The 20,175-nt window shown below is 69.3% G+C and carries 21 protein-coding genes; 4 read left to right on the top strand and 17 right to left on the bottom strand.

The features are described 5' to 3' along the window. Positions 1-118: 118 nt before the first annotated feature. The 15 genes from THIARS_RS09785 to THIARS_RS09855 form a co-directional block, all read right to left on the bottom strand. Complete coding sequence (locus THIARS_RS09785) at positions 119-1,243, bottom strand: YeeE/YedE family protein (RefSeq protein WP_245845869.1); 1,125 nt, start codon at positions 1,241-1,243, stop codon at positions 119-121. After that, a complete protein-coding gene (locus THIARS_RS09790; protein ID WP_245845872.1) occupies positions 1,240-2,280 on the bottom strand; it encodes a sulfurtransferase in 1,041 nt (346 codons plus the stop codon). Before THIARS_RS09790 ends, THIARS_RS09785 begins: the two co-directional genes overlap by 4 nt. A 110-nt stretch (positions 2,281-2,390) precedes the next feature. Further along, on the bottom strand, positions 2,391-3,836 hold the full coding sequence (gene clsB / locus THIARS_RS09795; RefSeq protein WP_094160780.1) for a cardiolipin synthase ClsB: 1,446 nt from the start codon (positions 3,834-3,836) through the stop codon (positions 2,391-2,393). A gap of 91 nt (positions 3,837-3,927) precedes the next feature. Further along, complete coding sequence (locus THIARS_RS09800) at positions 3,928-4,809, bottom strand: endonuclease/exonuclease/phosphatase family protein (RefSeq protein WP_094160781.1); 882 nt, start codon at positions 4,807-4,809, stop codon at positions 3,928-3,930. Between the two features lie 2 nt (positions 4,810-4,811). Continuing rightward, positions 4,812-5,306, bottom strand: coding sequence for a dihydroneopterin triphosphate diphosphatase (nudB, locus tag THIARS_RS09805; protein WP_094162052.1), 495 nt, complete (start codon positions 5,304-5,306; stop codon positions 4,812-4,814). Positions 5,307-5,340: 34 nt separating this feature from the next. Then, positions 5,341-6,462, bottom strand: a complete 1,122-nt coding sequence (locus THIARS_RS09810; RefSeq protein ID WP_094160782.1) for a 3-deoxy-7-phosphoheptulonate synthase — start codon at positions 6,460-6,462, stop codon at positions 5,341-5,343. 131 nt (positions 6,463-6,593) lie between these two features. Beyond that, on the bottom strand, positions 6,594-8,066 hold the full coding sequence (locus THIARS_RS09815; RefSeq protein WP_094160783.1) for a sodium:solute symporter family protein: 1,473 nt from the start codon (positions 8,064-8,066) through the stop codon (positions 6,594-6,596). Next, complete coding sequence (locus THIARS_RS09820) at positions 8,063-8,275, bottom strand: DUF3311 domain-containing protein (RefSeq protein WP_094160784.1); 213 nt, start codon at positions 8,273-8,275, stop codon at positions 8,063-8,065. Before THIARS_RS09820 ends, THIARS_RS09815 begins: the two co-directional genes overlap by 4 nt. Before the next feature lie 262 nt (positions 8,276-8,537). Beyond that, on the bottom strand, positions 8,538-10,337 hold the full coding sequence (gene aspS / locus THIARS_RS09825; protein WP_094160785.1) for an aspartate--tRNA ligase: 1,800 nt from the start codon (positions 10,335-10,337) through the stop codon (positions 8,538-8,540). Positions 10,338-10,431: 94 nt separating this feature from the next. Beyond that, positions 10,432-11,079, bottom strand: coding sequence for a DUF502 domain-containing protein (locus tag THIARS_RS09830; RefSeq protein ID WP_094160786.1), 648 nt, complete (start codon positions 11,077-11,079; stop codon positions 10,432-10,434). Between the two features lie 108 nt (positions 11,080-11,187). After that, the gene (locus THIARS_RS09835; protein ID WP_094160787.1) at positions 11,188-11,475 is read right to left on the bottom strand and encodes an FmdB family zinc ribbon protein; all 288 of its coding nucleotides are present in this window, start codon (positions 11,473-11,475) and stop codon (positions 11,188-11,190) included. A gap of 206 nt (positions 11,476-11,681) precedes the next feature. After that, on the bottom strand, positions 11,682-12,356 hold the full coding sequence (locus THIARS_RS09840; RefSeq protein WP_094160788.1) for a DUF4136 domain-containing protein: 675 nt from the start codon (positions 12,354-12,356) through the stop codon (positions 11,682-11,684). A 63-nt stretch (positions 12,357-12,419) separates the two neighbouring features. Next, on the bottom strand, positions 12,420-13,406 hold the full coding sequence (gene ttcA / locus THIARS_RS09845; RefSeq protein WP_094160789.1) for a tRNA 2-thiocytidine(32) synthetase TtcA: 987 nt from the start codon (positions 13,404-13,406) through the stop codon (positions 12,420-12,422). Then, positions 13,403-13,804 (bottom strand): dihydroneopterin aldolase, encoded by a 402-nt coding sequence (locus THIARS_RS09850; protein ID WP_094160790.1) that lies wholly within the window; start codon positions 13,802-13,804, stop codon positions 13,403-13,405. The genes ttcA and THIARS_RS09850 overlap by 4 nt, the downstream gene beginning before the upstream one ends. Positions 13,805-13,854: 50 nt before the next feature. Further along, positions 13,855-14,667 (bottom strand): SDR family oxidoreductase, encoded by an 813-nt coding sequence (locus THIARS_RS09855; RefSeq protein WP_094160791.1) that lies wholly within the window; start codon positions 14,665-14,667, stop codon positions 13,855-13,857. 19 nt (positions 14,668-14,686) lie between these two features. On the opposite strand from THIARS_RS09855, the gene THIARS_RS09860 reads away from it, so the two are divergent. From THIARS_RS09860 to THIARS_RS09870, 3 genes are all read left to right on the top strand, one after another. Then, on the top strand, positions 14,687-15,910 hold the full coding sequence (locus THIARS_RS09860) for a class I SAM-dependent methyltransferase (RefSeq protein WP_094160792.1): 1,224 nt from the start codon (positions 14,687-14,689) through the stop codon (positions 15,908-15,910). After that, complete coding sequence (locus tag THIARS_RS09865) at positions 15,904-16,101, top strand: DUF2905 domain-containing protein (RefSeq protein WP_186436641.1); 198 nt, start codon at positions 15,904-15,906, stop codon at positions 16,099-16,101. The genes THIARS_RS09860 and THIARS_RS09865 overlap by 7 nt, the downstream gene beginning before the upstream one ends. A 77-nt stretch (positions 16,102-16,178) precedes the next feature. Next, positions 16,179-16,532, top strand: coding sequence for a DUF488 domain-containing protein (locus THIARS_RS09870; RefSeq protein WP_094160793.1), 354 nt, complete (start codon positions 16,179-16,181; stop codon positions 16,530-16,532). Positions 16,533-16,546: 14 nt separating this feature from the next. Here THIARS_RS09870 and THIARS_RS09875 read toward each other — a convergent pair whose 3' ends face one another. After that, a complete protein-coding gene (locus tag THIARS_RS09875) occupies positions 16,547-17,821 on the bottom strand; it encodes an MFS transporter (protein ID WP_094160794.1) in 1,275 nt (424 codons plus the stop codon). A 69-nt stretch (positions 17,822-17,890) separates the two neighbouring features. Here THIARS_RS09875 and THIARS_RS09880 point away from each other — a divergent pair, with 69 nt between their 5' ends. Continuing rightward, on the top strand, positions 17,891-18,796 hold the full coding sequence (locus THIARS_RS09880) for a LysR family transcriptional regulator (protein ID WP_094160795.1): 906 nt from the start codon (positions 17,891-17,893) through the stop codon (positions 18,794-18,796). Between the two features lie 10 nt (positions 18,797-18,806). Here THIARS_RS09880 and THIARS_RS09885 read toward each other — a convergent pair whose 3' ends face one another. After that, a complete protein-coding gene (locus THIARS_RS09885; RefSeq protein ID WP_094160796.1) occupies positions 18,807-20,081 on the bottom strand; it encodes a multifunctional CCA addition/repair protein in 1,275 nt (424 codons plus the stop codon). Positions 20,082-20,175 lie beyond the last annotated feature (94 nt).

Raw genomic sequence — 20,175 nt, forward strand, 5'->3', positions numbered from 1 at the left:
GCGCCCCCAGGGCCGGGCCGCGCCCAGCCCGCCCTCCGTGGGGGTCAGCGAAACTTGGGGCGGCCCGGCGTTTTCTTGAGAGCTTGAGGGGTCTTGGCATGGCGCCGTCCTCCCCCGCTCAATCGGCCATGCCCAGCCGGCGGCGCAGGCGCACACCGAGCAGGCTTCCGGCGAATGCGCAGGCGAACCAAACCCAGCCGTGCAAGCTGCCGGTGGCGATGCCGGAGAAGTAGGCGCCCACATTGCAGCCGAAGGCCAGGCGCGAGCTGTAGCCCAGCAACAACCCGGCGGCGATGGACGCCGCCCAGCTGCGCGGCGGCAGTTTCACGTCGGGGCAGGCCTTGCCTTTCCAGCTCGCCGCGACAAGTGCGCCGAACAACAGGCCCAGATCGGTGACGCTGGTGTTGTCGGCCAGCACCGTGGCATGCAGTTGCGCCTGCTGCGCAGGCAGGCCCCAGAAGGCGTTGCGGCTCAGGTCGAAGCCCAGTGCCTGCACCACCTTGGCGCCCCACAGGCCCAGGCCGTAGACGATGCCCCAGGGCTGACCGGCCACCACCAGATTGGCGGCCGCGAGCAGGCCCAGCGCCACCGCCGCGACCCACACCGCCTTGCCCTGCCAGCGCGAGGGCCGCGTTCCCCTGAACCGCCACAACGCGAGGGCGAGCAAGGCGAGGCCGCCAAGCTGGGTCGCCAGGGTCCAGTCGGCGCCGAGCCGGTGCACCAGATTCACCGGCGGCAAGGCGCCGAGGCTGAGCCAGGCCGGCAGTTGCGCCGCACCGAGAAAGCTGCCGAACACGAAAGCCGGCAGCACCGCGAGGCTCACCGGATGGCCGAGCCCCGCCTTGTACAGCGTGCCCGAGCCGCAGCCGTCGGCCACCTGCATGGCCGCGCCGAACACGAAGGCACCGACCACAAGGCTGACCGACAGCGGACCGTCGGCGCCCTGCAATTCGGGATGCGCGGCGAGCAGCGGCACGCTGACGAGCATGGCCACCGCGATACCGACGAACTGCGCCCACAAGCCCTTGGGATCGCGCTGCGTGATCCACACCCGCCAGCCCGTGGTGAAGCCGAATGCCGCGGCCGACAGCGCCAGTCCATAGCCCACGCCGATGCACCACAGCAAACCCTGGCGCCAGCCCACCAGCCAGGTAACGGCGAACCAGCCGGCCAGCGCGGCGCCCAGCAGCAGCGCCTGGCGTCCCGGAACACCGGCGGCACGCCAGGCCGGCGGCGGGTTCAAAGCCCTTGCCAGGCCTGTTTGAGCTGTGTCCATAATTGTTCGAAGCGGCCGGGAACATGGGCCATGGGCTCGCCGGCGCGCGACCAATCGACCATCGAGCCGGGATAGAGCTTCACATCCGGGCGGTGCAGCACCTCGGACAGCACGAACCAGTTGGTCGCGGCCCAGTGCCCGGTATTGCAGAACGACACCACCGGGCGCTTCGGGTCCATCGGCGGCAGGCCTTGGGCGACGCGCTGCAGCACGGCGGCATCCGGCAAGGCGCCCGAGTCCCCCGGAAACCAGCGGGCGTTGTCGAAGTCCAGCGCGCCGGGCAGGGTTCCGGGCTTGGCCGCGGCCGGCGCCTTGACCCGGCCGAGATAGAAGGCGCGCGGCCTTGCATCGAGCAACAGCGCGGCGCGCGGGTCCTGCACATCGCGGGAAACCGCCGCCCGGGTGGCGAGAATGGCCGCATCGAACCGGGGGGTGAAGCGGCTCGGCCTGGCCCGCGCGGCCTGCCGCGTGACCGGCAGGCCGGCGCGCGTCCACGCCGCCATGCCGCCGTTGAGAATGGCCAGATGCTGCACACCCAGCCACTTGAGCGTCCAGTACACCCGGGCCGGAGCGCCGAAATCGCTCGGGTCGCCGCCATCGGCCACCAGCACCACGGGAGTCTGCGCATCCACGCCCAGGCTGCGCACCAGCGCGACGTAGCGGGCCACGGGCAGCAGCTCGCCGGGATTGTCGGCCGGCCCGCGCCATGCGGCATAGGGCGCCGACACGGCGCCGGGAATATGGCCCGCGGCGTAGGACGCGTCGGCGCCTTCGGCCTCGCGCAGATCCACCACCCGCACCCCGGGTAATTGCGCCAGCAATGCCGCCGGCGTGAGCAGGGGACCGAACGCGCCACCCTGGACGCCGGGCTGCGCCGCACCAACACTCTGGCTCAAGGCCCAGGCGGCCAGCGCCCAGGCCAAGAAGCAGCCGCGCCGGATGCGGGCCCAGGCGGCCGAAGGCCGCGATGCGGAAAGATGGCGGGGGCTGGGATCGGATGTCATGCCGGGCATTGTGGGCCTGGCCGACCCCGCTGGGGAAATACAGTTTTCGCATACGCCTAGAACCCGACGGCATATAGACACCGCCGCCTGCTCAGGCCCGCGCCGGGCACTCAATAGTTGCGCGCCCCGCCGGCAATGGCGATGAACAAGCGCGCGGCCAGCGCCACCAGCGGGCGTATCCACCAAGCCACGCGCTTGTCCAGATTGGCGTGGTTGATGGGCAGGGCGTGGACGAGTTCGCCCCGTACGTGCTCGGCGAGCGCATGGGCGAAATGCGGGTCGCGCACCAGCAGATTGGCCTCGCGGTTGACCAGCAGCGATAGCGGATCGATGTTCGAGCTGCCCACCGTGGCCCAGATCTCGTCCACCACCGCCACCTTGCCGTGCAAATAGGCGCGCTGGTATTCGTAGATGCGCACGCCGGCGGCGATCAGTTCGCGGTACAGCGCCCGCGCGGCCCAGGCGGCGGCGCGGTAGTCGACGCGGCCCTGAAGCAGCAGGGTCACGCGCACCCCGCGTCCGGCGGCGTTCTTGAGGCTCTCGCGGAACGCCTGGCCGGGGTAGAAGTACGGCGACACCAGCAGCACGCTCGTGCGGGCCTGGTCGATGGCCTGGATATAGCCGTGCTCGATGGTGCGACGCTGCAGCAGGTTGTCGCGCACCACCAGCGCGGCGCGCACGCTAGGCAGGCCTTCCGGACCACCCGGCCGCGCGGTCATCGCGTCGGCGCGCAAGCGGTTCTCCGCCGCACGGATTTCCCGCAGTGGCGGCGCCTCGCCGCCCCAGGCGAGGAGCTCGTCCAGATAACGCCTGCGCTCCCCCCTGGACCTCAGCACGTCGGGCCCGGGCATGCGGCGCAGCTGGCGTTGCAGGCTTCCGGTGGCCACCGTGCGCAACCACAGCCGGCGCATGCTCCACAGCACTTGCTGGGCGACCAGGCCCTGCACCCGCACCGCGTAGTCCAACCGCGGCTGGTCGCTCCAGCCGTGGTGGATGTCGTAGCGGTCGTCGATCAGGTTGATGCCGCCGATGAAGGCCACCTGCGCGTCCACCACGCACAGCTTGCGGTGCAGGCGGCGCCAATGCCCGCGCTGCACGAGGTCCAGCCAGCGGCGCCAGGGCCGGTAGACCATGAATTCCACGCCGCTGTCCCTGAACAGGGAAGCCAGCTGGGGGATGCTGCGCGCCGAGCCCAGGCCGTCGACCATCACGCGCACCTGGACGCCGCGCCGCGCCGCGTCGGCCAGGGTGGTGGCCAGATCCAGGGCCACCGGGTCGTGATGAAAGATGTAGGTTTCCAGCCAGATGCTGCTGCGCGCCTGTTGCCAGGCCGCCTTCAGGGCGGGGAACAGGGTTTCGCCCAGGGGCAGGAGGTCCACGCGGTTGCCGCCGGACCAGGTGGGGCCGTGCGCGGCCTCGTCATCGGCGGCGGCGTCCAGGCTGACGCGCGCCGCGCCGCGCGACCAGCGCGCCGCATGCCAGGCCGCCCGCAACCAGGCTTGCGTGCGGCGCGGGCGCGAACGGTTCGGTTTTCGGGGCAAAGCGGGTTCTGCCATGCGAAACGGAATTGCTCATCGGCGGTGAAGGCCTGCCGGCCGGCAGCATTGTGCCCGGCCCGCAGGGGGAGAAGCTAGGGCCTGTTCACGCTTATTCGTACGCCGGGATCGACGCTGCCGCCGCAGCCGTGCTTCCGGCCGGCACACCCTCTGCCGGATCGAGCTCGACCAGCAGCGGCGCGTGGTCGGACAGGCGAGCCCAGTCCGCGCCCCAGCCCAGTTCCAGCTGCCGCGCCGAAAAGCCGCGCGCGTAGATGCGGTCCAGCGGCATCAGCGGCAGCCTGGCGGGATAGGTTCGCACCCGGTGATGCCAGCGCGGCAGTTGCACGTCGGGCCGGGAGGCGCTGCGCGCCGACACGTCCACCACATGCACGGCGGCCAATTCGGCGCCGAGCTGGCCGCGCCAGTCGTTGAAATCCCCGGCCACGATGATCGGGTCCTCGGTCGGGATGTGGGCGGCGATGTAATGCACCAGCCGTGCGATCTGGCGCTTGCGTCCGGCGCCGAACAGGCCGAAATGCACGACGACGCAGTGCAGGACCGGAACCTGCGCCGCCGACTCGACTGGCGGGTGCAGCGCCAGCCGCACATGCAGCAGGCCGCGTTGCTCGAAGCGGTGGTCGGACACGTCGTGGTGCGCCACGCTCAGGATGGGAAAGCGCGACAGCAGCGCATTGCCGTGCTCGCCGTGCCGCGTCGTGGCATTCGTGTGATACGCGGTATGCAGCCCCAAGGCCTGCCCGAGCAGCTCGTGCTGCGGCAGCTCGGGCCAGTGCGCGAAGCGGCGCGCGTGGTGGCGGTGCGTGAACTGCACCTCCTGGAGAAAGATCAGATCCGCCTGCAGATGGCGCAAGCCCTCCTGCAGGCCGTGGATGCTCAGCCGCTTGGCCGGCCCGAGCCCCACCACGCCCTTGTGGATGTTGTACGACGCCACGCGCAAGCGACCCGGCGCCGGGCTGGCGGCTTGCTGCATCGTCAGGCTCCGCACCGCACGCGGCGGGGAAGTTGGCGAATCGCCTCGGCGTTGGACGCCGAGAAGCAGCGTGCCGCCGCCTCCCGCCAGGGCAGCCAGACCGAGGCCCGATGTTCGCGCGGCGCGAGCCGCACCGGCGTACCCGCGGGAACCTCCAGGCTGAACACATGCTCGGTGTTCTTCCACACGCCGGGTGCGTAGCGGTGCCGCCACAGCGGATAGATGTCGTACACATTGGTCTGGTGCCAGTCGCGCAATGCGGCCTGCGGGATGGCGGCCGAACCGACTTGCAGGCCGGTCTCCTCGGCCACCTCGCGCGCGGCCGTGGCCGCCAGCGGCTCGTCCGGCGCGTCCAGGCTGCCGGTGACGCTCTGCCAGAACCCCGGCTGCAGGGCACGCTCGATGAGCAGCACGTCGAGCTGCGGGGTGTGGATCACCACCAGCACCGAGACGGGGATTTTCGCGGCGGGCAAGGCTTGCGGGGCCACCGCGGGCATCGCGGCCGAAACGGGCTTGGGCGTCGCGCGCATCTCAGCCACGGGCGGCGCGGCGCGTACGCACCGCCTGCGCCAGGTCGCGCAGCAGCGGCAAGGTGTCGTCCCAACCCAGGCAGGCGTCGGTGATCGACACGCCGGGCAGCAGGGGCTGGCCGGGGCGCAGGTCCTGGCGGCCCTCGCGCAGATGGCTCTCGATCATCACCCCCGAGATGCGCCGATCCCCCTCCGCCACGCGCGCGGCGATGTCCCGCGCCACGTCCATCTGCCGGCGCGGCTGCTTGGCCGAGTTGGCGTGCGAGCAGTCGATCATCACCTGCTCGCGCAAACCCGCCTTGCGCAGCACGGCGCAAGCGGCGTCCACCGCCTGCGCGTCGTAATTCGGCGCCTTGCCGCCGCGCAGGATGACGTGACAGTCGGCGTTGCCGCGGGTTTCGAAAATGGCCGCCACGCCCATCTTGGTCATGCCCATGAAGGCGTGCGGCGAGCCGGCCGCGACCACCGCGTCGGCCGCCACCTGGACCCCGCCGTCGGTGCCGTTCTTGAATCCGACCGGGCACGACAGCCCCGAAGCCAACTGGCGGTGGCTCTGGCTCTCGGTGGTGCGCGCGCCGATCGCGCCCCAGGCCACGAGGTCGGCCAGGTACTGCGGCGACAGCAGATCCAGGTATTCCGTTCCAGCCGGCAGGCCCAGCGCGGAAATGTCGAGCAGCAACCGGCGCGCGCGGCGCAAACCCTCGTTGATGTGGAAGCTGCCGTCCAGGTGCGGGTCGTTGATATAGCCCTTCCAGCCCACCGTGGTGCGGGGTTTCTCGAAATACACGCGCATCACCACCACCAGCGCGTCGGCCAGCTCCCGCGCGGCGCCGGCCAGCAGGCGGGCGTACTGCATGGCCTGGTCGTGGTCGTGGATGGAACAGGGCCCGACCACCGCGATGAGCCGGTCGTCGCGCCCGTGCAGCACCGCGGCGATGTCGTCGCGCCCGCGCTCGACCACGGCCTCGACCGCCGACGTGACCGGCAATTCCTCCAGCAGCACCGCCGGCGCCACCAGCGCGCGCACCGCCTTGATGCGGATGTCGTCGATGCGGGTGGTGTCCGGCGTTGCGTCGGCGATGCCGGCTTCGCGGTCATGGGCGGGGTCGTCGATACGGGGCATGAGGGGATGGTCGGTTGAGAGGGTCCGTCGGCGCAGACGCAAGGCCGCTGCGGCCTCGCCACCCGGAATGGTAGGCCGGAAACCCGGTTTGCGATCTGCGGCGGCCTGCAAAGGCCCCCGCGACCCGATGCCTAGGCCTGTTCGCGGTGGGCCGGAATCAAAGTTGTCCGTGGCGTCAACAAACTCACCACGGTCAGCACCAGGACATTGCATCCCAGCGCCACGATGCCCACGTTGAGATCTGCCCACGCGCCATGGAGAAAAGGCATGAGCTTGGCCAGCGAGCTGTGGCTCAAGCTCACCGCGGCAACCGTGGCCACGCCGGCGGCGATCCCGGCGAAGGCCCCCGCGGGGGTGACCGGATTGCGCGGCAGCAGGCTCATCAACAGCGCGGGAAAAAGCTGGGTGACGAAGCTGTACCCCATCAGCAGCAGGGCCACGATGGTTTCCCCGCCATGCAGCGTGAAGCCCACCGCCACCAGCGCCACCAGTGGCACGAGTCCCTTGGCCGTGCGCGCCACCTGGGCATCCTGCGCGTTTCGGCTCGCAAGCCGGTACAGGTTGTGCGACAGCAGCGTGGCGGCATTCATCATGATCAGCGAACCCGGCACCAGGGCGGTGAGTATGCCGATCCCGCCGATGATCCCCACCACGGCCGGAGAGAAGGTGGCCGTGGCGATGTGGAACAGCGCAAGGTCGATGTCCGCCCCCTTCAACTCAGGCACCTTGAGGATGGCCGCAAAACCCACGAAATAGACGAATAGCAGCACGAACTGGTAGAGCGGGAGCACCACCGCGTTCTTGCGCAGCGTGCGTTCGCTGCGCGCCGTATACGACGCCGCGAAGGAGTGCGGCCACATGAAGAAACCCAGCGCCGTGAGCAGCACGGTCGAGATGAACCACGACACGCTCTGCCCATGTTCCGGCAGGGCGAGAAAACCCGGCTTGGCGGCGGCGATGGCGCGAAACATCGGCTCGATGCCGCCGTAGTCGCGCCAGGGGAGATAAAGACCCAGGAAGATGACCACGGCGAGGATGCCAATGTCCTTGACCACCGAGGTCCAGGCCGAGCCGCGCACGCCCGAGACCATGACGTAAATGGTCACCACCAGCGCACCGATCCAGATCGCCACTGCGTTGCCGATCGCGCCGTAGCTCGCCGCATGCACGATGATGCCCAGGCCCTTGAACTGCAGCACGAGGTAGGGGACGAGGGCGACGATGTCCACCAGCGAAACCAGCACGCCGAGCGCCGGACTGGCGTACTTGCGGGCGAAAAAGTCCGGCTGGCTGATCAAACCGTGCTGGCGCGCGTAGCGCCACACCGGCGGCAGGATGAAATACGACAACGTATAGGCGATGCCGCCGTAGGCCAGGATGTAGAAGGCCGGCCCGCCCAGGCCGTAGGCGAAGCCCGACGCCCCAAGAAAGGTGAAGGTGGTGTAGATCTCGCCCGCCAGCAGCAGGAATACGAACACCGCGCCAAAACCGCGCCCCGCCACCGTCCACTGATCGAGCACCATCTCGCGCCTGCCCCGGGCAAGCACACCGAGGACCAGTGCCAGCAAAACCGCCAAAGCCATGAACAGCCATGCGATGTTCATGTGGCAGCCTCGTCATCGGCCGGCTCGCGGTTGGCGGGGTCCAGGAGATACACCAGGGCCATGACGGGCGTGGTGAGCAGGAGCCAAACCGAGATCCACCCCAGGATGAAGGGCATGCCGAGGATGAAGGGATGAACGTCGTTGTGCAGCAGCGGCCCGAGCAAAGAGCCGACTGGTGGGATCCAAGCCAGATACCGAATGGACTTCATCGCTCACCTCCCAGGCGCTTGGCGATGCGTCCAGCGTAAACGCATCCACCAAGGTCGGATGCGTTTCTATATGTGAAACATGAAACCGTTTGCACGACCTTGGCGTGAGGAAACGCGAAGGTCTTATGGGGCGCCAAGCTGCATCGATGGCAACCGTATCTACCGCGTCGAATCCCGTTGCTGCGACCGGTTCACAGTCGGCACGCGGCATGCAGAAAAAAGGGGCGCCCATGCGCCCCTGGCCCCGCACCGGCTCCGGAGCTCACGCCGCCGGCTGGGCCTGCCGCAGGCGGATGTGGAGTTCGCGCAGCTGCTTCTCGTCCACCTCGCTGGGGGCGTTGGTCAGCAGGCACTGGGCGCGCTGGGTCTTGGGGAAGGCGATGACGTCGCGGATGCTCTGGGCGCCGGTCATCATGGTGACGATGCGGTCCAGGCCGAAAGCGATGCCGCCGTGGGGTGGGGCGCCGTATTGCAGCGCGTCGAGCAGGAAGCCGAACTTCGCCCGCGCTTCGTCGGGGCCGATGTTGAGCGCGGAGAAGACCTTGCTCTGCATCTCGGCGCGATGGATGCGCACCGAGCCGCCGCCGATTTCCCAGCCGTTGAGCACCATGTCGTAAGCCTTCGCCAGGCAGCGGCCGGGGTCGGTGGCGAGGTACTCGACGTGCTCGTCCTTCGGCGCGGTGAAGGGATGGTGGCAGGCCACCCAGCGCTGGGCGTCGTCGTCGAACTCGAACATGGGGAAGTCCACCACCCACAGCGGCTTCCAGGCGTCCTCGAACAGGCCGCGGGCGCGGGCGAAGTCGCTGTGGCCGATCTTCACGCGCAATGCGCCCAGGGCGGCGTTGACGACCTTGGCGCGGTCGGCGCCGAAGAACAGCAGGTCGCCGTTTTGCGCGCCGCTGCGCGCGAGGATGGCGGCGATGGCGGCGTCGTGCAGGTTCTTGACGATGGGCGACTGCAGGCCGTCGCGCCCCTTGGCGGCGTCGTTGACCTTGATCCAGGCCAGACCCTTGGCGCCGTAGATCTTGACGAACTCGGTGTAGGCATCGATCTCGCTGCGGCTCATCTCCCCGCCGCCCGGCACGCGCAAGGCGGCGACGCGGCCATCTTCGAGGTCGGCCGCGCCGGCGAACACCTTGAAGTCCACATCCTTCATCACGTCGGTGAGTTCGGTGAACTCGAGCTTGACGCGCAGATCGGGCTTGTCCGAGCCGAAGCGCGCCATGGCCTCCGAATACGGCATCACGGGGAAGGGATCGGCGAGCTGCACGTCCAGCACCTCCTTGAACACGCGACGGATCATGGTCTCGAACAGCGGGCGGATCTCATCCTCGCCGAGGAAGGAGGTCTCGCAGTCGATCTGGGTGAACTCGGGCTGGCGGTCGGCGCGCAGGTCTTCGTCGCGGAAGCACTTGGTGATCTGGTAGTAGCGGTCGAAGCCCGACACCATGAGCATCTGCTTGAACAGCTGGGGCGACTGCGGCAGCGCGAAGAACTGCCCGGCGTTGACGCGGCTGGGCACCAGGTAGTCGCGCGCGCCCTCGGGCGTGCTCTTGGTCAACATGGGGGTTTCGATGTCGATGAAACCCTGCGCGTCCAGATACTTGCGCACCGCCATGCTGACGCGGTAGCGCAGCTTGAGGTTGTGCTGCATCTGCGGGCGGCGCAGGTCGAGCACGCGGTGGGTCAGGCGGGTGGTCTCCGACAGGTTCTCGTCGTCGAGCTGGAACGGCAGCGCGGCGGACGGGTTGAGCACCTGCAGCGCATGACACAGCACCTCCACCTTGCCCGAGGCGAGCTGGGCATTCTCGGTGCCGGCCGGGCGCGCGCGCACCACGCCCTCGATTTGCACGCAGAACTCGTTGCGCAGGCCTTCGGCGGCGGCGAACATCTCGGCACGATCCGGGTCGCATACCACCTGCACGAGGCCTTCGCGGTCGCGCAGATCGATGAAGATCACCCCGCCGTGGTCACGCCGGCGCTGCACCCAGCCGCACAGGCTGATGCGTTGTCCGAGCAAGGATTCGGTGACGGCGCCGAGGGTGTGGCTGCGTAGGCTCATGGTTCGATGGAGATACGGGGAGGACGGAAATCGGGAACTGGAACAAAGGGCTGGAACGTGCGCGCGGGGTGTCGCCCCGGCTTGTCCGGTGCGCTCAATGCTCAGCGGGCGGTTGGGGGTTGGAATGCGAAAGCGGCGCCACCACCCCCATGGAAATGACGTATTTGAGCGCCTCGTCGACGCTCATGCGCAGTTCCACCACATCGGCGCGCGGCATCATCAGGAAAAAACCGGAGGTCGGGTTGGGCGTGGTGGGCACATACACGCTGATGTGCTCGCCGGGGAGATGCCCGGCAACCTCGCCGGCCGGCGTCCCGGTGACGAAGGCGATGGTCCACGATCCGGCGCGCGGATACTGCACCATCACCGCCTGGCGAAAAGCCTGGCCGCTGCTGGAGAACAAGGTATCCGACACCTGCTTGACGCTGCTGTAGATGCTTTTGACGATGGGGATGCGCGCCAGCAGACCGTCCCAGCGCATCAGCCACCACTGCCCGACCATGTTCGCCACCAGCAGGCCGGTGAGAAGGATCGCGGTCAACACCAGCACCACACCCACGCCGGGAATGTGCATCAACTTGTCCAGCCCCGGAGCCAGGGCTGGAATGATGGTGCTGACCGCGCCGACCACGGCGCGGAAAATGCCGTCGAACACGGCCAGCAGCTGCCACAACACCCAGATCGTGATGGTCAGCGGCAGCCACACCAGCATGCCGGCGACGAAGAATTTTTTCAGGCGCATGAAAGAGGCCCGCGACCCCATGCAGGGAAACCGGGCTGTTGCATCAGGTGGCGAGGCCCGCCGTGCTTGAGCGGCGCGGGCGGGGTGGTCATGAAGGCTTGATGCGATTCAATGACAGGCGCAGGCAGCGCCGCAGGCCGGAGCCGCGGCTTGCGCCTTGGTTTCGGTCTTGGCTTCGGCCTTCACCGCCGCGCCGGCAGCCGCGGCGCCGGCGCCGCCCTTGAAGTCGGTGGCGTACCAGCCGGACCCCTTGAGCTGGAACCCCGCGGCGGTGACCTGTTTGTGCAGGGCAGCTTGGCCGCACGAAGGGCAGACGGACAAGGGTGCGTCGGACATCTTTTGCAGCGCGTCCATGCTGTGTCCGCAGGACTCGCACTTGTAGGCGTAAATAGGCATGGCTGACTCCGGATGGAGGGGCTTCGATTTGGGCAAGATGGGGGCTGCGGGCCGGCATTCAAGGCTTGGTTCCAACGAACCGGAATCGGACCGCAGCAATATTTGTGCCGATTATAAAAGCCCCGCCCCGGCGGCGTCGGCGGCGGGGCCGTTGTTCGTCGGCCGCGCGCCGCACGGGCGGGCGCGCGGCGGCGAGCTTCCCGGGCTCAGGACCCCGGAATCGTCACCCGGTGCACCCCGCTTTGCCGGGGGAAACCGGCAAGCGCGGCATCGGCCAGCTTCTGCGCCACAGGGGCAAGCTGCTGCGCGTAGGAACCCGTCACGGCGCTGGTGCGGTAGACCAGCGCGCCTGTCGCGGTATCGCGGATTTCGAGATCGAACACCCGCTCATACCAGGGCGGCGGCCAGGAAAAGCCGGTCCACCACCATGGATAGCCGTTGTAGATCCACGCGCCGTTGGGCAGCAGGACGGGCGGCCCGGGCGGCGGCCAGGCGCTGGGAAAGCTGGCCTCGAAGTCCATATAGCTGCGGAAGCTGTAGCGCGCGGTGTAGGGCGCCGGCTGGCCGAGCAGCGGCACCATGCCGGCGCGGGTCATGGCCTCCAGGACGGCCGCCTGGAACACGGCGGCGTGGGGACTGTCGGCGTTGCTCGGCGCCGCCTGCACCTGCACCCGGGCGCCCACCAGGGCCTGCGGCGCGGGTTTGGGCGTGGCCACGTCCACCCGCACCGCGCTCAGCGCGGCGCAACCGGACAGGAGCAGCGCGGCCGCCGCGCCGGCCAGTCCGGCGAAGCGGCGCCACGGCCGGGACGGCACAGCGCCCGGCGAACCGGCGGCCGGTTCGCCGTGGCCGGCGGGGTCTGCTTGGAGGTTCGGTTTCATGGGGGACCTCGTTGGGTTTGGCGCAGCAACCCTGTTGCGTTCGGGCGTTGCCGCGCGCCAGGTTCAATCGTCCGCCGCAGCGTCCTTGAACCATTGGACGACAGCCGCGCCCTCTCGTTCCACTCCGGGGTGATGCGCGGGCGGCACGCAGGGCTCGTCGTCGAAGGCGATGTCGCCGCCGGGCTCGGGCTCTCCCCTGGCCCGCAGCGTGGTGAAAGGATAGGCCGTGCGGTCCATCAGGTGCGAAGGCACGACCTTGGTCAGCGCCGTGAACATGGTTTCCAGTCGGCCGGGGTGGCGCTTGTCCCATTCCCTGAGCATGGCCGCGACCTGCTTGCGCTGCAGGTTCTCCTGGCTGCCGCACAGGGTGCAGGGGATGATGGGAAAGGCGCGGATGTCGGCCCAGCGCTGCAAATCGGCTTCTTCCACATAAGCCAGCGGACGGATGACGATGTGGCGGCCATCGTCGCTGACCAGTTTGGGCGGCATGCCCTTGAGCTGGCCGCCATGGAACATATTGAGGAAAAAGGTCTGCAGGATGTCGTCGCGGTGGTGGCCAAGCGCGATCTTGGTCGCGCCGAGTTCGCCCGCCAGACGGTAGAGAATGCCCCGGCGCAGGCGCGAGCACAGGCTGCACATCGTCTTGCCTTCCGGGATCACGCGCTTGACGATGGAATAGGTGTCCTGCTCCTCGATGTGGAAACGCACGCCGCGGCTTTGCAGGTAGTCCGGCAGCACATGGGCGGGAAAGCCTGGCTGCTTCTGGTCGAGGTTGACGGCGACGAGGTCGAAATCCACCGGCGCGCGCTCGCGCAGGCTCAGCAGGATGTCGAGCATGACGTGGCTGTCCTTGCCGCCGGACATGCACACCATCACCGTGTCGCCGGGCTCGATCATGTTGAAATCGGCGATGGCCTGGCCCATGAGGCGGTGCAGGCGCTTGGACAGCTTGTTGGCCTCGCGCGCGGCGCGCATCGCGTCGGCGTGGCGGGGCGCCGGCGGCGCTGCCTCGGGCACCGCCGGACGCGCGATTTCGACAGGCGCGTTCATCGCGCTTCCTCCTTGATGCGGAACACCTCCACGCCGACGGACTCGCAATCGGGATAGACATCCGGCTTTTCGGTGGACACGCGCACGGCGCGCACCGACGGGTGCTCCAGCATGAGCGCGGCGACGTCGTCGCACAGCGTCTCCTGCAGGTGGATGTGGCCGCGCGACAGGCGCTGGGCGATGGTGCGGCGGATGAAGTCGTAGTCCACCACTTCGTCGAGCTTGTCCCGCGTCGGCGTGGAGTACGCATAAGGCACGTAGAGGTCCACGTTGATGACCACGCGCTGCTCGCCGCGCTTCTCGAAATCGTGCACGCCGATGTTGATCCACACCGCGTACTTCTTCAGGAATAGGCGGCGGCAATCCGCGAGGGCCGGGTGGTTGAGGGCACTGATCATGGGGAATGTGCGAATCGGGTGGGAGGGTTGATGGGGAAGGCAAGCGCGTCTCAGCCCGCCCGCGATTCGGCCAGATACAGCACGTCGCGCGGCTGCGCCGCGAGATGCTGGCCGCCGTCGACCAGCAGCGTGGTGCCAGTGACGGCGGAAGCCGTCAGCGCGTAGCGCACCGCCTGCGCCACGTCCTCCGGGGTGGAGGAACGGCCCAGCGGCGTGAGGGCGTGGGCCCTGGCGAACCCGGCCTCGTCCATCGGCCCCGAGGGCAGGGTCACGCCCGGCGCCACGCCCACCACGCGCAGGGTCGGCGCCAGCGCCTGCGCCAGCAGGATGGTGGCCTCGCGCAACGCGGCCTTGCTCAGCGTGTAGGAGAAATAGTCGGGGTTGGGGTTCCACAGCTTCTGGTCGAGCAGGTTGACCACGCAGCCGCGCGCCGCGCGTTGCAGCAGGTGGGCGTGCAGCGCCTGCGCCAGCAGCACGGGAGCGACGGTGTTGACCCGCGCATGGCGCTCGGCGGCAGCCTGGGTGAAGCTCGTGGCCTGGTCGTATTCGAAGATCGACGCGTTGTTGACCACCGCATCGACACGACCGAAGGCCGCGGCCGCTTCGGGCAGCAGCGCGCGCACGGCCGCTTCGTCCGCCAGGTCGGCGCGGAACGGCAAGGCGCGCGCGCCCCTCCGGGACAGTTCGGCGCAGGTCTGCCGCGCCTCCTCGGCCGACTCGCGGTAGTGCACGGCCAGGTCCCATCCGGCTGCGGCAAGCTCCAGCGCGATGGCCCGGCCCACGCGGCGCGCGGCACCCGTGACCAGGGCCACGGGCCGGCCGGTGTCGTGCGTGGGCTGAACTGGAGCGGCGGCGGTGGGCATGAAACCTAGAATCGCGGCGATGAACAGGTTGCAGAGTCTACCGTCGGCAAGCGCGGAGCAAGGGGCCGCGAGCCAGGCCTTGCTGGCGCAGGTCGAACACGCCATCGCCCGGGCCGGCGGCTGGCTGCCGTTCGACCACTATATGGAACTGGCGCTGTATGCGCCCGGTCTGGGCTATTACGCCGCCGCGCCCGGCGTGCTCGGCGCCTGGGGGGGCAGCAGCGATTTCGTCACCGCGCCCGAACTCGGCCCGCTGTTCGCCCGCGCCCTGGCGCGCCAGGTGCTGCAACTGGCGCAGGCCGAGGCACTGGACATGCTGGTCGAGTTCGGCGCCGGCAGCGGCCGCCTGGCCTGCGACCTGCTCCTGGCGCTGGAGGCGAGTGGCTGGCTGCCGCGGCAGTACGCCATCGTCGAGGTGTCCGCCGCGATGCGCGCGCGCCAGCAGGAGGCCGCAGCCGCGCTGCCCGGCCCTCTGCGCCGCCGCATCGTTTGGTGGGACGCCCTGCCCGCGCGCTTCGACGCCGTGGTGCTCGGCAACGAGGTGCTGGACGCCATGCCGGTCAAGCTGCTGCACCGCACGGCGCAAGGCTGGCGGGAGCGCGGCGTGGTGTGCGGCGGCGAGGCTGAACAACCGCTTGCCTTCGCCGACCGCCCGACGTCCCTGGTTCCTCCGCCACCAGCCGCGCAGGCCCTGCCAGACGGCGCCGTCACCGAAATCCACCCCGCCGCCGAAGCTTTCATCGCTACCCTCGGGCGGCACCTGGGCCGCGGGGCCTTGCTGTTCATCGACTACGGCTTTCCGGCGCACGAGTACTACCACCCGCAGCGCATCACCGGCACGCTGCGCTGCCATCGCAGCCACCGCGCGCACGACGCGCCGCTGTGGGAGCCGGGTCTGTCCGACATCACCGCGCACGTCAATTTCAGCGGCATCGCGCGGGCGGGTATCGAAGCCGGACTCGACCTCCTCGGCTACACCAGCCAGGCACGCTTCCTGTTGAACTGCGGCATGCTCGACGTGCTGGGCGCGGCTGTCGCCGCCGCGCAGGACGGCGTGGCCGGCGCGCCGACAAACCGCCGCAGCCTGACCCTCACCGCAGCCGTCCAGCGCCTGCTGGCCGAAAGCGAGATGGGCGAGTTGTTCAAAGTCGTCGCCCTGGGCCGGGGTTGCGCCACGCCCCTGCTCGGCTTTTCCACCGGCGACCGCAGCGCCGCGCTGGACCTGCAGACCCCGCCATGCTGATGTGGCTGCTGGTCTTCGTCCTAGCGTCCATCGTCTTCTCGGCGCTGCTGCCTCATCTGGAGCGCTTCGGCTTCGGTCGCCTGCCGCTGGACCTGCGCTTCAGGCTGTTCGGACGCGTCTGGCTGTTCCCGCTCGGCTCCAGCCTGCTGCTGTCGGTCATCGCCTGGGTCGTCGCGCGGCTGCTGCGCTAGGGCCAACCACGCGCCCGGCATGGGAAAACATGCGTCCTAGCATGCCACGGGGACACCGAACAAGCGGGAGGGTGGCGATGACACATCTCGGCATCAAACGCGTCTACGCGCAAGCCGAACCTGCCGACGGCCTGCGCGTGCTGGTCGATCGGCTGTGGCCGCGCGGATTGAGCAAGGACGAAGCGGCGGTGGACCGCTGGGTGCGCGAGATCGCGCCCAGCACGGCGCTGCGCCAGTGGTTCGACCACGACCCCGGTAAATGGGACGAGTTCCAGCGCCGCTACCGCGCCGAACTCGATGCGCGCCCGGACGACGTGGCCCTGCTGCGCCGCGTGCTGGACGGACACGCCCGGGCGACCCTGCTCTACGCGGCGAAAGACGAGGCGCACAACCACGCGCTGACGCTGGCCGCCTATCTGCGCGGGCACTGAGCGCTGCGCCGCGGCTACCCCTGCAAGTCAGACAACGCAGGCGCCGCGTCTGCGCCCGGCAACGGCAGCCGGGCATCGCCGGGCTTGGCGCGCCACAGCTTCCAGGCCACGGCTGCGATCATCGCCTGCATCACCAGCACCAGCCCCACGCAGCCGGGCCAGCCCGCATGCGCCCACACCACGCTGGGGCCGAACGCGCCGATGCTGCCGCCGACGTAGTAGCACATGACGTACAGCCCCACCGCCGAGGAACGGTCCTGGCGCGCGAAGCCCGGCACCTGCGAGGTGGCCATGGACTGGGCGATGAACACGCCGGCGGAACTCAAGGTCAATCCAAGCACGATGTCCGGCAACGCGGGCAGCAATGTGAGCAGCATGCCCAGGCTGGACACCGCCATGGCCCAGGCGAACACCTTGCGCTGGCCGAAGCGCCAGGCCAGCCGGCCGGCCAGCGGCGTGGCCACCATGCCCACCAGATACACCGTGAACAGCAGACTGATCTGGCGCAGGTCCAGGCTGTAGGGGGCGGCGGCGAGGTGGAAGCTGACGTAGGTGAAGGTGCAGACCTGCGAGAACAGGATGCCGAAGCCGATGGCGTAGGTCCCCAGCAGCTTGGGGTTGCGCAAGTGCCGCGGCAGGCCGGCGAGCGAAGCGCGCAGGCTGGCGCTGGGACGGAAGCGGCGCGAAGGCGGCAGACTCATGGCGATGAACAGCAGGAACAGCAGCGTGACCGCCCCCAGGACGACGAAGGCCGCGTGCCAGCCCCAATGGGCGGTGACCATGCCGGCGATGAAGCGCCCGCCGAAACCGCCCGCGACCGAGCCCGAGATGTACAAGGCGGTCACCGCCGGCATCTGCGCCGGTTCCCACTCCTCGCCGATATAGGCCACGGTGGCGGTGAACACGCCGGGAATGAACAGGCCTTCGAGCAGGCGCCAGGCCAGCAGGGTGTACAGGCTGTCGGCGGTGGCGGCCAGCAATGTGCTCAGGCCCAGACCGGCCAGCGAGACCAGCAACACCGGCTTGCGTCCGAAGCGGTCCGACAGGCTGCCTGAGAACGGCGCCGCCAGAGCCACCGCCAGCGTGGTGAAGGTGATGGTCAGGCTGAGTTCGGCCACGCTGGCGTGGAACACGCCCTGCAACGAGGGCAGCAGGCCCTGCGTGACGTACATGGTGAAGAACGCGCACATTCCTGCAGCGATCACCGCCAGACGGCCGCGCCAGCCAGGGGCGACGAACGCGGCGCAAGCCGGGGAAGCGATGCGACGGGATTCTGCGGAAAGGGCCATGGGCGTAGCCTAGCCACGCGCAATCGATATGTAAAATCTATTTTTTATTCATTTTGATATGTTCAACATATGGAATTGCGCCATCTTCGAGCCTTCATCGCGGTTGCCGAAGAACGCAATTTCTCGCGCGCCGCAGCACGCCTGCACATCTCGCAGCCCCCGCTGTCGCAGCAGATCCAGGCGCTCGAAGCCGAACTCGGGGTACGTGTGTTCGAGCGCGGGCGCAACGGCGCCAGCCTCACCGCGGCAGGCGCCAGCCTGTTGCCGCAGGCGCGTGCCGTGCTGGAGCAATTGCAGCGCGCCGTGGAACAGGCGCAACGCGCCGGGCGGGGGGAAACCGGGAGCCTCGCCGTGGGGTTCGCCGGGTCCATGCCGTTCTCGGCCGTGATGCCGCAACTGCTGCACGACTTCCGAGTCGCCTGGCCCGAGGTGGAGCTGCAACTGCGCGAGCAACCCTCGCGCGCCCAGATCGACGATCTCGTCACGCGCAAGCTCGACGTCGGCTTCGTGCGGCCGACGCGTCACGCCCAGCTCGCCGAACTGCAAACCCGCGTGTTGCTGCGCGAGCCGCTGGTGGCGGCGCTGCATGCGCAGCACCCGCTGGCAGACCGCCCCAGCATCCGCCTGCGCGAGCTGCGCCATGAACCTTTCATGCTCTACAGCGCCACGCTGGGTTCGGGCCTGCGCGAACACACGCTGGCGCTGTGCCTGAAAGCCGGCTTCAACCCGCGCATCGCGCAGGAGGTGCACGAGATGCCCACGCTCATCAGCCTGGTGTCGGCCGGCATCGGCGTGGGGCTGGTCGCGGCCTCGATGCGACGCGCGCAAATGCCTTACGTGCGCTACCTCGACCTGCTCGACGCCGGCGCGCACAGCGACATCGTGCTGGCCTGGAAACGCGACAACGCCTCGCCGGCGCTGCGCAACTTCCTGGCACTGGCCGCGCCCGAGCACGCCGCTGCGCCGCCCGGGTGACCCTGCGCGGTCAGACCGGGATGGCTTGCGCGATGGCCCGCTCGCGTGCGACGGCGACGGCCTGCGCAATCGCCACGGGCTTGCCGCCGGCGGCCACAACACCCTGCGCAATGGCGCCGGCGTCCACCGCCGACGCGGCGTCCAGCGCGGCGAGCAGACGCTCGCGCTGCGGGTAGGGTTGGCGCGGAAAATCGCCGCCGCGACCGCGGTGGTCGGCTTCGCAGGCCAGCAACACCGAGGCGAAGCGTCGCGGACGGCGCAGCGCATCGCAGCGTTGCAACAAACGCAGCAGCGCCGCCGCGCCGAACCCCAGGCTCTTGTGGATGTTGCCGTGCTCGGCGGCGACGGTTTCGGCCAGCTCGGCGCATTCGCCCGGCACGCGCAGGCGCTGCGCCACGCCGCGCGCCAGCGCCACGCTGCGCGCCTCGTGGCCGATGTGGCGAGGCAGGATTTCAGCCGGAGTGGCGGCCTTGCCCAGATCGTGCATCAGGCAGGCCCAGCGCACCGGCAGGTCGGCGTCGAGCGCGGCGGCGGCCTGCATCACCAGCATCTGGTGCTCGCCGCAGTCCACTTCCGGGTGATAGTCGGCGCGCTGCGGAACGCCCCACAGCGCATCCACCTCGGGCAGGATGCGCGCTAGCGCGCCGCAATCGCGCAACACCTCGAACAGGCGGCGTGGAGAGGGCTCCATCATGCCGCGCGCCAGTTCCTGCCAAACCCGTTCAGGCACCAGGGCGTCGGCCTCGCCGGCGCGCACCATGGCGCGCATCAGCTCGCGGGTTTCAGGCGCCACCGTGAAATCGCCGAAACGTGCGGCGAAGCGCGCCAGGCGCAGGATGCGCACCGGATCCTCGGCGAAGGCCGGCGAAACGTGGCGCAGCACCTTGTCGCGCAGATCGGCGCGGCCGCCATGGGGATCGACGATGCCGCCCCGCGCGTCCTGCGCCATGGCATTGATGGTGAGATCGCGGCGCAGCAGGTCGTCCTCCAGGCTCACCCCCGGAGCGGCCTGCACGACAAAGCCGCGATAGCCGGGACCCGTCTTGCGCTCGGTGCGCGCCAGGGCGTATTCCTCATGCGTGCGGGGATGCAGGAACACCGGAAAATCGCGCCCCACGGGCTGGAAACCGGCGTCCAGCATCTGCTGCGGCGTGGCGCCCACCACGACCCAGTCGCGGTCGTGCACGGGCAGGCCGAGCAGGGCATCGCGCACGGCTCCGCCCACGACATAAGCGGCGCCGGGCACGGGAATGCCGGCGTCTGCGGCGGGAGTCTCGGCTTGCATCGAACACATGCCGTGAGCATAGGCCAACGCAGCCCGCCCACCCCTTTCTCAGGGGTGTCTACCCGCTTGTGGGAAGGCATGGCTCGGCTATAGT

It is taken from the genome of Thiomonas delicata (assembly GCF_900088825.1).
In the GTDB taxonomy this organism is placed as follows: Bacteria; Pseudomonadota; Gammaproteobacteria; order Burkholderiales; family Burkholderiaceae_C; genus Thiomonas_A; species Thiomonas_A delicata.